Genomic DNA, 12,790 nt, shown 5'->3' with positions numbered 1-12,790 from the left:
AACCTCAATTAATTACCCGTTGAACATCATAAACATCCTGCACATTATTAATTTTATTAATAATACTTTTTAAATGTTCTAAATTGCGAACTTTTACAGACAAAGTTACATGAGCCATTCGGTCTTGATCCACATGACCATTGACGCCAGACAACAAGTCACTATGTTTATTAACAACTTGTAAGACATCGGTTAATAAACCGTTACGGTTATAACCAAAAACCTCTAATTTAACATTATAATGGTGATCATGTACATTACCCCAGCTGGCTTCAATTAAACGATTATTGGATGCTTCTAAATCAATATTCGGACAAGATTGGCGATGAATAGTCACGCCGCGACCTTTGGTGATATAACCAACAATCTGATCACCTGGAATTGGGGTACAACATTTTCCCATATGAATTAAAAGATTATCAGCACCTTGAATATTAACTTCTCGATCTTGTGTTTCATTTGCTAAAATAGGTGGATCTACGTTCGCATCAGTTTCATTGGGAGTTTCCGTTAAAATTTTCTGCTCTAATTCCGCTTGTTTTTGTTGTTCAGTTTTTTTTCGTATCTCTTCAGTCAACCGATTAACTACACCAATAACAGAAATTTCGCCATAACCAACGGCTGCTAATAATTCATTTTCTGTTTCAAAATTATAACGTTGAGCCGCAGTCAATAAACTTTTTTTGTTTAAATAATTTTTTGGTGCAAAGCCCCGTTCCAACAGTTCGCGTTCTAACTTATTACGACCTTGGTCAATATTATCCTGACGATCAACACTTTTAAAGTATCGTTTAATTTTATTACGCGCCCGTGAAGTATAAACCAAATTTTCCCAATCACGACTAGGAGCCGCATTACTTTGCGTCAATAATTCGACGATATCTCCATTACGTAATTTATAATTTAAAGGCACCATCTTACCATTAACTTTGACACCTGTGGTATGATTTCCAACTTCAGTATGCACTTGATAAGCAAAATCTAAAGGAATGGATCCCTTTGGTAATTCAAGAACTTCACCTTTGGGAGTAAAAACATAAACTCGATCACTAAAAATATCTCCCTTAACACTCTGCATAAAATCAGCATCATTTGTGGTCTCTTCTTGAATTTCCATAATCTCACGAAAAACATCAATTTGATGATCGTTTTGATCTAAGGAAATGGCAGATTTTTTACCTTCCTTATAGGCCCAATGTGCTGCTACACCATATTCTGCTACCTCATGCATTTTATACGTTCGAATTTGCACCTCTAAAGGTCGACCCTGTGGTCCAATCACGGTTGTATGCAAGGATTGATAGCCGTTAACTTTTGGTACCGCGATATAGTCCTTAAACCGCCCTGGCATTGGTTTCCATTTAGCGTGAATATTACCTAAAACACTATAACAATCCCGGACAGAATTAACCATGATTCGAATTGCCAACAAATCATACAATTCTTCAAAGCGCTTGTGTTTTTCTTGCATTTTCTTGTAAATAGAATAAATATGTTTGGCTCGTCCACTAATATCATAATCAATTTGTAATTGATCAATATTAGCTTTTACTTCTTGAACAGCTTGTTTGATATATGCTTCTCTTTGTGTACGTTTAGAATTCATTAAATGAACAATTCGATAATATTGTTGCGGGTTCAAATAACGTAATGATAAATCCTCTAATTCCCACTTAATCGTACTAATTCCTAACCGATCGGCTAACGGTGCGTAAATTTCCAAAGTTTCATTAGCAATTCGTCGTTGTTTATCCGGGCGTAAATAATTTAAGGTACGCATATTGTGCAAACGATCGGCCAATTTAACCATGATGACACGCATATCTTTTGCTGTAGCCAATAACATTTTTCGATGGTTGGCAGCTAATAACTCTTGATGTGACTTATATTTATACTTAGAAATTTTAGTCACACCTTCTACAATATTAGCTACGTCTGTCCCAAATAATTCCCTAATGTCACCAGAAACCACTTTAGTATCTTCGACAACATCGTGTAAAAAACCTGCTGAAACGGTATCAGGATCCATTTTTAAATTGGCCAAAATGGCTGCCACTTGAATCGGATGAACAATATATAATTCACCAGAAGCTCGTTTTTGGTCTTGATGAACATAAGCTGCCATTTGATAAGCTTTTTTGATATAACTGACATGTCGTTCGTTCATATAAGTCGCACAAAGCGCGAAAACTTCATCCGCTGTATAGACCTTTTCCTTAGACAAAACTTCAACACCACCTTATATTAAAACCCTTATTAAATTCATTATTCCAATTATTTAGACGAACTAATTAAAAATGTTAAATACTCAACTAACAAATATAAAAGCACTAGTAAATAAGTATAAACACTCGTCACATAATGAATTAATACCAAAATTAAAAACATTCCCGGAAAAATTCCAAAAGTCCACTTTGGCTGCTGCGTAACTTTGATCCAACGACCATAAAATACAGACAAAAGTAAATTAAAGACTAAAAAAATCAACCCTACTCGCCAAGATTTACCTACTTTAAACGTACTAGCAATCAAAGGGATTGTAATTGTCAAGATAATAGTTAATAAAAACACTTTACAATAATTTGACTGCCAATTTCTAATAATAAATTTTTTCACATTAACATTCCTTATTTAATTCAATTTGATAAGATAACGCACTTAAAAAATACAATGGTGCTGTTTCAGCTCTTAAAATTCGTGGTCCTAAGCCACAACTAATATAGTTATTGTGCAACAATTGTGTAATTTCTTCAATATTAAAACCACCTTCAGGACCAAATAAACAAATAATTGATTGCTGAGGCTGCAAATTTTGAAATGCCTGAACCAATTTTGCAGTTTCACCTTTTTTACCATCTTCTTCATAAGCAATTAAACGATAATCTGCTTGATAATTTAATAATTCGGACAGATTATTGCAATAACTAATCTGTGGTACTAGCAAACGATGCGATTGAGCAGCGGCAGCGGTGGCAATTTCTTGTAGTCGAGCTAATTTTTTAATTTGAGTATCTGCTTTCCATTTCATAATTGAATAACGGGAGGCGAAAAAAATCAAATTAGTTACCCCTAGTTCTGTCGCTTTCTGTGTAATTAATTCCAATTTATCTTTTTTAGATAAAGCACAAGCTAAAGTTACCTGAACCGAAAGCTCGGTGGTTTGTCGCCATTGTTGTTGCAAGTGAACCTCAAAATCATTTTTAGCAATTTTACTAATGGTTGCTAAAAATGTTTGTTGTTGTTCATCAATCAACCAAAATTTGGCACCTATTTGATAACGTAAAACCTTAATCAAATGTTGATAATGGGGCTGCCCCAAAGTTAAAGTAGTCAATGACGATTCGATTGACTCTGACCAAAAGATTTGTTGCATTAATTTGATTCCTTTCTAGCAACTAAGCAACCCCAACCTTGTAAAGTCATTGCTTGACAGATAACAAAATTTTGTTGCTCCAATAAAGTTCTAACAGTTCCCAGCTTCTCAATTAAAAAACCAGAAACAACAACCAGCCCAGCTGACAGTAAATGTTCATTTAATTGCGGGATTAAGTCAGTTAAAGGATCTAACAACATATTCGCCACAATAATTTCTGCTTGCGTCGTAATACCTGTCAACAAAGAATTTTGCCGAACTTGAAAAGTAGCAGTTAGTTGATTTAAATTAAAATTAGCCTGAGCTACTTCTACTGCTGAATGGGAGATATCATAGCCATAAATTCGTGAGACACCTAACTTAGCTGCTGCAATGGCTAAAATGCCAGTTCCTGTTCCCACATCAATCAGCGAAGATTGGTCTTGAATATAAATTTCCAAAGCCTGTAAACAGAGCTGAGTTGTTGGATGTTCACCAGTTCCAAAGGCTTCTTCTGGTTGCATCAAAATATCATGATTGGTCAACTGAAGATTATTTTTCCAAGCAGGAATAATTCTTAAAAAATGAGTAACATTGACTGGCTGATAATACTTTTGCCAAGATTTCCCCCAATGTAAATCTACATCTTGCTTAATTTGCAATTGATACTGCTTAGGATCAACTCCCCGTTGAGATAAAACTTGGACTAAATTATTACACCATTGTTGGGTTAAAACTTTTTTGGGCAAATAAATCGTTAAGCCTTGATCGTCGGGCAAATTTTCAATACCTAAAATTCCCTGTTGAATTAAAACTGCACTAATAACATCCAAATTAACTGTCGTCTTAATAATTAATTGATTAAATTCCAATTCATTCATTGCTTCGTTTTTTCCTTTGTTTGATCTAGATTAGAATAACTTTTAGACAAGTGTTTAAATTGCGCTTGGACTTGCGTCAGATTATCCTTATCTTGACGAATTTGCGCTATGATGTTTGAAAAATCTTGTTCACGTAAATTAATTTTACTTGATTTCTTACTTTTAAACATTAAATTCTCACCCATTGTTTTTTAGAATAGTAATCATGTTAATATTATATAGGAGTTTTAGAAAGGAGACATGATATTATGTCGAAAAAAACACATTTATCCAAAACTTTAGTGGAAAAAATTTTAGATAAACACAAAATTGCTTATCAATCAGTCAATTTTAAGACTCAACAAATTGGCGATGTCCAACAAATTAATGATCAAAAAACGACTGATTTAAAAGTTTATAAAACTTTGGTCTTGACGGGTAATCAAAGTGGACCGTTAGTCGGTGTAATCCCGATTAATCAACACCTGAGCTATAAGCTGTTGGCCAAAGCTTCAGGCAATAAAAAGGTTGCCATGGTGCCCCTCAAAAAATTAAAAACAACTTCCGGATTTGAACACGGAGCCAACAGTCCGGTTGGGATTCGCGAGCAACATAACTATCCGATTTTCTTTGACCAAAAAGCCTTAACTGATCGCCAAATCACATTTTCCGCCGGTAAAATTGGCCGCTCTGTTACCGCCGATGCCTGCCAAATTGCTAACTTAGTTGCTGGTCATTTTGCCTCAATTGCCGTTGACAATCCCGAATAATTTTGAGTTTTTGAAAAAGCCGGTAGTATAATTGTCAACAAATAAAATGGTAAAAATTGAATTAAATAACGGCTCATTCCTGATTCAAATAACATTAGATACAAAATGCCCCCAATAATTGTCAAATATAGACTGGCTTGAATAAAGTTGGGTTGATCCCACTTTACCTTCCAAACCGCGAAAATTGCCAAAATTAAAAGGACAATCCACCAAGCTTGAGCTAAGGCATAAAAAATATTAACATGACGCCCAAGTGGATAATAAAAGCTTCGCAAATAACCACTAAACGTTTTATTTTGTGGCCGCGACTGAATTAAAAAACCTGTTGGCGTCGAGTTTTCACCCCAACCCCAAGAACCATCACGAACAGTATAGTAAAATTTTTTTGCTAAAAACGTCGAATAACTTAACCCCATTTTTTGAACGCGTTGCCGATAAGTTTGCCAGCCGAGTTGCTGCTTATTTTTTTCGCCCTGAGTAGCCACAATTTTATTAAAATCATCAGGATTCCAGCCCCCCTGGTTCCGTGCCCCCAACATCATAAAATAAGTTACAGGATGCTTTAATTGGGAATTAATCGGATAAAGCTGTTGTTTCTGATTAATTGTCTTAATTGTTACAAAACAAAGACCAAAGCTCAGTAATCCTGTAATCATCAAGAACCAAGTTTGCTTTTTAAATGGGAACAATAAAATAAACATTAAGAGCAAAACAGCTAATGCAAAAATAATGCTAGAGGCCTTCATATACCAGCCCAAACTAATAACGATTCCAGTTGTCACGCTCCAAAAATATTTTTGCTTAGTAGTCCCCGTTTTTACATTAATTAAACCAAAAATTGCTAAAGCCGTAGTCAATAACGATAAAGTGTCAGTATAAGTTATAATTACCCACGGACTAAAAACAAGGGTGAGACTCATGACAATCAATCCGCTTGCCGAAACAGAAGCAGCAACTAATTTTTTTAAACTTAAATAAAAAATTAGCACTGCTAGATCAATGGCCAAGGCATTGAAATAATTAATCAACGTCCAAGTCAAATTTAAATGCAAAAAATTAGCCACAGCTGATAAGCCTGCATAAAAATAAAATAATAGCAAATTATTAGGACAATAAGATAAATAATTATATAAGACATAATCATTCTTCAAAGTTGATCGAACCGTTAATGAGTTTAAAGTATTTTGGGGATCCCAATTATTATTAGCACTTAATGCGACAATTAAAATTATTTGCCACAAAACACCAATAATAAATATTAACCAACTAAGCTTAATTTGCTGACCAATAGCCAATTTTCGCCAGTAATAAACCATAATCCCCAAAACCAATAAAAAAATTAATGTTATAAAACTTAATAAAGCTTTGTTACTTTGTAAACGTTGTGGCCAATAAATGACCGCTGATAATAACATGCCAACTAGCAAAACTAGTGTTAACCACTGCAAAATTTTTGTAAACTTTTGTCGTCCAAGTAGCATTATTTTCCCCTTTTAATGATTGTTCTTTATCAGAATGAAGCTAAGCACTAATTTAGCCTAAAAAAATAAAAAAGATTCTCAGCTGGACCATCAGCCTCGAATCCCTTTGAGTATTGCCCCTGCCAAGGAATTACATTATACACCTAAACATACCTGAACGCATCTAGTCATCTTTATGAAAATGTTACAATGTTGTTGGGACAAAATTACTTAAAGCTTGTGTTTTAATTTTAACTCTCACCATTTAGCTTTAAACCCAAAAGAGACTTTAAGCGTCAGGTATAATTGTGCTTAAAGTCTCAATTTTAGAGTATTCCTTTGTAAATATGTAATTCTAATTATCTAAATTGTTAGGAGTTTTCACCGAACACATCTCATCCAAAATTTTTTTAGAAAAGTTCAATTGTGAGAATTGCGGAACATTATTCAAACCATTAACCATGGTTATCTTTTGTGAAGCATAAATTGACGAATTGCCAAATAAATAGCGCGGAACATTAATGTCTTCATAGAAAAGGTCTTCAATTGACACATGGAAATTATGCGAAATAATTAACATCTCATAGTCATGAAATGGTGCTTTTCCGCTTTCTTTTAGTTCATACTGCCTCCGATTTTTCAAACCAATTAAACCAGCCATTTGCTCAGTAGTTATAAACTTTTCTTCTCGTAAATGACGTAATTTCACTTTGGGTTGCAAATAAATTTCTTTTAAAATTTTTTTATCTACTTTTTCCATAATCGTTTACACTCCCTAATGCATAATATCTCACATTGATATATTTTCGTCAACCTTTTCTTAAGCGATTGCCTATTTGCTTGTTATTTATTGAGTGTGATATATTTGTCTCAAGGGGTGATTCTCATGCAAAAAAATGTTTTAGGTCCGATTATCAAACAATTACGTTTACAAAATCACTTAACACAAAATGAATTAAGTCAAAAAACTGGCTTTAATCAAAACACAATCTCTAATCACGAAAATCAAAAACGTTCCTTAGGTGAAGATGATATTTTAATCTATGCTCGTGCTTTAAATGTCTCGCCTCAATTCTTATTTAACCAATACAAAAAACCTCAAGATAAAATTAATATTTATAATTATTTTCCTGAAGGTATTTCTGCTGGTTTACCACAATCTGTAGATCCTTTTACAAATTTTCAGGCTCAAAAGATCAGTCTCCCCGATGATATTATGGGAAAATACGCTAACGAAAAAAACGTTATCTTTTTACGCATCAATGGGGAATCAATGAATCGCGTCCTTCCTAATAACTCTTTGATTGGTGTTTATAAAGTTGACGGCCTATCTGAATTACATAATGATGATTTAGTTGTTTTTGAAGTCAATCAAGAAATTTCAGTTAAACGTTTTCATTACGATGTATCGAAAAATTTGATTAAATTTATGCCCGATTCCAGTAATCCAAATTTTCCGACTTTAACCTATAAAATTGACGCTTTATCAGAGACACTAATTATTGGCAAGGTAATCCTGTGCATTACCAATTTTTAACGTCAAAAACTTATTTTTTAATCTTCGTGTTGGCTAGCTTACCTAGCTTATATTTAACTGAATACTGATATACTGCTGATCTAAAATTGTAGTAGAAAATTGCTGTTTAATGTCACTCAATAATTAATCAAATGCAGTCCCAATCAATTTCAATTGTCTGAAACAACTAAGCCACAAAAATAACCCCCGAAGCTATCACCAACTTCGGAGGTTAGATTGATTTTAAACTCAGAGTTATTCCTACCTCTACAAATACAACTTGTAGTTGAGAGGCTAAGACCAAAGTCCCTTAGCAGTTGAGCACTAATGGATTTACATTTTTAATCCAAAATAGTTTATTTTAATGAAAATCATTTTTTGTCTCAAGCTCAAGATTTTAGATAACGTGTCGTTCAAATGGTTGATCACTGATACCTTCATTTAAGATTGCGCGACACCATTCTTTAGCAGAAAACAAGGAATGATCCCGGTAATTGCCACAACTATAAACATCAGTTCCTTGAACATCGTCCCACGTAATCTGGTCAGCAATTTCTTTTAAAGAAGACTTTAAAGCTTGAGCAACTTCCGTTGTTGAATGCTGCCCCCAAACAATTAAATGAAAACCTGTTCGACAACCAAATGGTGAACAGTCAATCACACCAGTTAAACGATCTCGTAACAATCCTGCCAATAAATGCTCAATTGTGTGTAATCCACCAGTTGGAATCGCATTTTGATTAGGTTGAACTAAGCGTAAATCATAATTACTGATGATATCACCCTTTGGCCCATGTTCTTCACTAATTAAACGAACATACGGTGCTTTAACCTTTGTATGATCCAAGGTGAAACTTTCTACTTTTGCCATTATATCGCTTCTTTCATTTTATCTTTACCTTATTATTGTACTACTATTCATTTGATTTAACAGAATCAGCTTGCTTTTAAGTTCAGTTTCAGCATATAATTTGCTTGCAGATTGTTAAGTGTTTTGATAAGGAGGCAGTTAAATAATGTTGATTATTCTAATTCTATTCGTGTTATTTCTAATTAGTTGGAAAATATTTAAGTTCTCTGTCAAATTGTTTTTTCTACCAATATTAATTTTATTAGCAATCGTTGCTTCGTTTATTCATTTAATTTGGTTAGTTTGGCCCATCCTACTAATTTTTTTAATCTTTCAATTAGTCAAGCACTAAAAAGTACTTTTTACACACATTTAACATTAGCAGGGAGGTTGGGACAACAAGATGAATGTTCGTATTTTATCATAAATCAAACGAACATTGATCCAATATTGCATTCCAAAAGTCAATGGTTTGCACCTATTAAACAACTTTTGTCCCAGCTTTTTTAGTTGTTTAGAATTACATTAGTTAATAGATTAATTTTTAAAATTTTACAGATGATAGTATGATTAAGGTAAAATCTAATTCGAGGTAAGTTCAATGAAAAAATTAACAATTCTCTTTAGTATAATAACTGCTTTAATTTTAAGTGGTTGCCAAAAAGCAACCAGTTCTCCCAAACAAACTAGTGACGTAATTAATAATCAAGAATTAATTACTATTTACAATAATTTAAATAATCAATACGCAAATATTATTAATAGTTACGCTAACAGTGTTCGGGACAATAAATTAGAAACCAAATCCGCTACTGAAACTGCGCAAAAGCAATTTAACAAAGATCAGAACCGTCTCCAAAAGAAGGCCTTCAATCAAGCTGCTAAGAATAACCTCCTGCAAATGATTCAAAGTTTAAGTCAAATTAACAATTGTTACAAACAAAATAACTTTAAGCAAATAAAAACTTACCAAAAAACATATCAAACAGCCGATAATAAAGTACGACAAGCTTTGAATATTAGTTCTGGCAATGCCAAACTATCCAAAGCTCAACAGTACTTACAAGAAGTTGCTAAATTTCATCCGACTACTAAATAATCAGTACTTTTATTCACATATTTAACTTAACTTTAAAATTTCCTTTTGATAAGGAATAGAAGGTTGCGCACCATAGCGCTGTACCGTTAAGGAAGATGCTTGATTGCCAAACAGGATTGCTTCTTTTAAGTTAGATAAATCTGCTTTTAAAACACTGCTGAAAGCCCCAATAAAAGTATCGCCAGCTGCAGTAGTGTCAACTGCTTTGACTTTTAAAGCTGGGATCAAAACTGCTTGATCACCATCGTCTAAAAAAGCGCCCTGACTACCTAAAGTAATAATAACTATTGGTATTCCTAATTGATGTAATATTGAAGCTGCCTTTTTAGCAGATAATTGATCAATAACTTCAATCCCCGTCAAAGTTTGCGCTTCAGTTTCATTGGGAATAATAATGTCACTTAAACCTAACAGTTCAGAATTTAAGTTTGTTACTGCTGGCGCGGGATTCAAGATGGTTTTCACTTGATTAGCGTGTGCTATTTTAAAAGCTTCCGTTGTGGTTTTGGTTGACGTTTCTAATTGTGCTACTACAAAATCACTTTGTTTAATTAGAGCTTGATAGCGATCAATGTCAGAGATGCCAAAAGCAAAATTGGCTCCTGAATAAATAGTAATACTATTTTCTCCAGCATCATCAACAAAAACAAAAGCTTGTCCCGTCGCCTCATCGTCAATAACTTTAACTCCGATTACATTAATGCCTTCATCTTGCAACTGTTGTTTTAATAATCGTCCCGAAGCATCAGAGCCAACTGCTCCAATAAAATTAGTTGAGCTACCTGCTCTTTGAGCAGCAACTGCTTGATTAGCGCCCTTGCCACCACCAGCACTATAATGTTCTTTAGCATGGATGGTTTCACCAGGTCGAACTAAATGTTCAACGCGTAAGTTAATATCTAAATTAATACTACCAACAACTGTAATTGTATTCATACGATTCACTTTCTTTCTAAACTAATCACTTAATCAAAAACCACTATAATAATTTCAATATCTTATACTATAACATCAAAAAGCTAATTCATTTTAATTAATAATATAAAACTAATAAAAATTATATTTTTTATTTAAAAGTCGAACGTATATTAACATTAAATTTTGACAACAAAAGATAGATTAATTTATTTTTTATGTTATAATCATTTCATCAATAAAAAAGAAGGTGAAATATATGTCATGGATTGATATCGTACAAAGTGCTTTGCAAATGAGTTCTGGTATTTTACAAAATGTTAGTGGTTTCTTTAACATTTTTAAATAGCTCATTAACAGACTAGGTTAACTCCTAGTCTTTTTTATTGCACTTAATTATTATTTAAACTTACATAAGAGCAAAGTTCTTTCTATCAGTATGACAGTATGAATGAGAAAAAATTAAAACAATAAAGTTTCTTGTACTATAATTCAAAATCAGACTTCATTACCAGCTCAATAGGAGCATGATCCTGTCGTTGACCCGTATCTAAGACTTTAAAGTCAGCTAATTTAGTTTTTAAATCTGCTGAAGTTAAGTAGTAATCTATTCGCCAACCAGAATTATTGATTTTAGAAGTTTTAGAAATCTGTGCCCACCATGTATAAACATCCTGTTTTTGTGGATTCAAATATCGAAAAGTATCAATAAAGCCAACCTTTAATAATTGGGTGAAATGAGAACGTTCTTCATTAGTAAAGCCGGCATGATGGTGATTTGCTTGTGGATTTTTTAAATCAATATTTTCATGAGCAACATTATAATCACCAGAAGCAATAACCGACTTTTTGGTTGCTAATTGACTAAGATAAGAGCGGTACTTATCGTCCCAAACTTGTCGAGCGGGTAATCGTTGCAAATCACTACCAGAATTAGGTGTATAAACCGTTGATACAAAACTATGTTCAAATTCCAATGTGATAATTCGACCTTCTTTATCCATCTCACCAGGAGCTCCAATTTGAGGATATAAGACAGTTTGTGGCTCAATTTGACTTAACATCATAGTTCCAGCATAGCTAACTCTAACTTGACTAGAGCTAGTATAAATATAGTAATTAGGAAATAATTGCTCTAATACTTTTTTTTGCTTCGGTGTTAAACCTTGCGGACGTAATTTAGTTTCTTGAATAGCTAAAACCATAGGTTTCATAGCAGCTATTTGTTGTAAAACCTCCCATGTCATAATCCCTCGCTTTGATTTATGTTCAACCACTGCATTAATACTGTCAATATTCCAAGATATAAATTCCATAATTTTACCATCCTTATCGTTCTGTCTTTATTATAACGTTTTCTAAAATCAATTAATATTCAAATTGACTGCAGCTCAAACCAACAACTGAACTAAGAACAAAAATTTACCTAGCAATAACCTGTATTCTAATTAATGATACTAAAAACTTTATCTCTATATCAAAATAAAAAGCGTTGAACAACTATCACTTGTTCTAACGCTTTTCGCTATTTACTAGGAATTTCTGCTACTAATTGTTTAATTTTTGCTACTTGCTTTTGGTAACCATCAGCCTGTTTATCTGGCAATTCTTTTAATTCATAAAGGATTTGTTGACCTAATAACAATACTTTTTCAATCTTAGCATCATCATTGCTGATAAAAGAAATAGTCAAAAATAATTCTAAAGTTTTTAAAGAATCTTGCTCATCATTTAAAGCCTGATTAGCCATACGCTTAATTCCCAAGCAAATATTGCGACACTTTCTCTTATTATTTCTCCGCTCATTATAATATGGTAATAATAAAGCTACACAGACTGCTAAAAATTCAGATATTGCAGTTAACCATTCAGATATTGAACCCACTTCCATGATTACATTATCCCCCTAAAGATGATATCACTCGGTCTAATAATCCATGCTAATCAGACACAAAATCTAGTATAAAA

14 protein-coding genes are annotated in these 12,790 nt (G+C 33.1%); 3 read left to right on the top strand and 11 right to left on the bottom strand.

What is annotated here, in order from left to right; all coding sequences use genetic code 11:
• Positions 1-4 precede the first annotated feature (4 nt).
• Genes AC3B7A_RS08625 through AC3B7A_RS08605 form a run of 5 tightly spaced genes read right to left on the bottom strand, consistent with a single transcriptional unit; the run spans position 5 to position 4,403 of the window.
• Positions 5-2,224, bottom strand: coding sequence for a RelA/SpoT family protein (locus tag AC3B7A_RS08625; protein ID WP_489755695.1), 2,220 nt, complete (start codon positions 2,222-2,224; stop codon positions 5-7).
• 50 nt (positions 2,225-2,274) lie between these two features.
• Positions 2,275-2,616 (bottom strand): hypothetical protein, encoded by a 342-nt coding sequence (locus AC3B7A_RS08620; protein ID WP_489755694.1) that lies wholly within the window; start codon positions 2,614-2,616, stop codon positions 2,275-2,277.
• Between the two features lies 1 nt (position 2,617).
• Complete coding sequence (locus tag AC3B7A_RS08615) at positions 2,618-3,373, bottom strand: RsmE family RNA methyltransferase (protein ID WP_489755693.1); 756 nt, start codon at positions 3,371-3,373, stop codon at positions 2,618-2,620.
• On the bottom strand, positions 3,373-4,233 hold the full coding sequence (gene prmA, locus AC3B7A_RS08610) for a 50S ribosomal protein L11 methyltransferase (RefSeq protein ID WP_489755692.1): 861 nt from the start codon (positions 4,231-4,233) through the stop codon (positions 3,373-3,375). Before prmA ends, AC3B7A_RS08615 begins: the two co-directional genes overlap by 1 nt.
• Positions 4,230-4,403: a hypothetical protein gene (locus tag AC3B7A_RS08605; RefSeq protein ID WP_489755691.1), complete on the bottom strand. Its 174-nt coding sequence runs from the start codon at positions 4,401-4,403 to the stop codon at positions 4,230-4,232. The genes prmA and AC3B7A_RS08605 overlap by 4 nt, the downstream gene beginning before the upstream one ends.
• Before the next feature lie 78 nt (positions 4,404-4,481).
• Here AC3B7A_RS08605 and AC3B7A_RS08600 point away from each other — a divergent pair, with 78 nt between their 5' ends.
• The gene (locus AC3B7A_RS08600) at positions 4,482-4,982 is read left to right on the top strand and encodes a YbaK/EbsC family protein (protein ID WP_489755690.1); all 501 of its coding nucleotides are present in this window, start codon (positions 4,482-4,484) and stop codon (positions 4,980-4,982) included.
• Here the strand turns inward: AC3B7A_RS08600 and AC3B7A_RS08595 are convergent.
• Both AC3B7A_RS08595 and AC3B7A_RS08590 read right to left on the bottom strand, forming a co-directional pair.
• Complete coding sequence (locus AC3B7A_RS08595; protein WP_489755689.1) at positions 4,946-6,463, bottom strand: glycosyltransferase family protein; 1,518 nt, start codon at positions 6,461-6,463, stop codon at positions 4,946-4,948. The two genes, AC3B7A_RS08600 and AC3B7A_RS08595, sit on opposite strands and share 37 nt — an antisense overlap.
• A gap of 334 nt (positions 6,464-6,797) precedes the next feature.
• Complete coding sequence (locus tag AC3B7A_RS08590) at positions 6,798-7,202, bottom strand: helix-turn-helix transcriptional regulator (RefSeq protein WP_489755688.1); 405 nt, start codon at positions 7,200-7,202, stop codon at positions 6,798-6,800.
• A gap of 126 nt (positions 7,203-7,328) precedes the next feature.
• Here AC3B7A_RS08590 and AC3B7A_RS08585 point away from each other — a divergent pair, with 126 nt between their 5' ends.
• The gene (locus AC3B7A_RS08585) at positions 7,329-7,979 is read left to right on the top strand and encodes a LexA family protein (protein WP_489755687.1); all 651 of its coding nucleotides are present in this window, start codon (positions 7,329-7,331) and stop codon (positions 7,977-7,979) included.
• A gap of 376 nt (positions 7,980-8,355) precedes the next feature.
• Here the strand turns inward: AC3B7A_RS08585 and AC3B7A_RS08580 are convergent, their stop codons facing one another.
• Complete coding sequence (locus AC3B7A_RS08580) at positions 8,356-8,829, bottom strand: S-ribosylhomocysteine lyase (RefSeq protein WP_489755686.1); 474 nt, start codon at positions 8,827-8,829, stop codon at positions 8,356-8,358.
• A 580-nt stretch (positions 8,830-9,409) separates the two neighbouring features.
• Between AC3B7A_RS08580 and AC3B7A_RS08575 the strand changes: the two genes are divergently transcribed.
• The gene (locus AC3B7A_RS08575; RefSeq protein ID WP_489755685.1) at positions 9,410-9,907 is read left to right on the top strand and encodes a hypothetical protein; all 498 of its coding nucleotides are present in this window, start codon (positions 9,410-9,412) and stop codon (positions 9,905-9,907) included.
• Positions 9,908-9,928: 21 nt separating this feature from the next.
• Here AC3B7A_RS08575 and rbsK read toward each other — a convergent pair whose 3' ends face one another.
• From rbsK to AC3B7A_RS08560, 3 genes are all read right to left on the bottom strand, one after another.
• Entirely contained in the window at positions 9,929-10,843 is a 915-nt protein-coding gene (gene rbsK, locus AC3B7A_RS08570) for a ribokinase (RefSeq protein ID WP_489755684.1), read from the bottom strand.
• A gap of 464 nt (positions 10,844-11,307) precedes the next feature.
• Positions 11,308-12,138 carry an exodeoxyribonuclease III gene (locus AC3B7A_RS08565; protein WP_489755683.1) on the bottom strand — a complete coding sequence of 277 codons (831 nt, stop codon included), beginning with the start codon at positions 12,136-12,138 and terminating at the stop codon, positions 11,308-11,310.
• A 209-nt stretch (positions 12,139-12,347) separates the two neighbouring features.
• A complete protein-coding gene (locus AC3B7A_RS08560) occupies positions 12,348-12,713 on the bottom strand; it encodes a hypothetical protein (RefSeq protein WP_489755682.1) in 366 nt (121 codons plus the stop codon).
• Between the last annotated feature and the right edge of the window lie 77 nt (positions 12,714-12,790).

Source organism: Bombilactobacillus sp. ESL1202, assembly GCF_058107125.1.
This window is presented reverse-complemented; position numbering and strand designations above follow the sequence as displayed.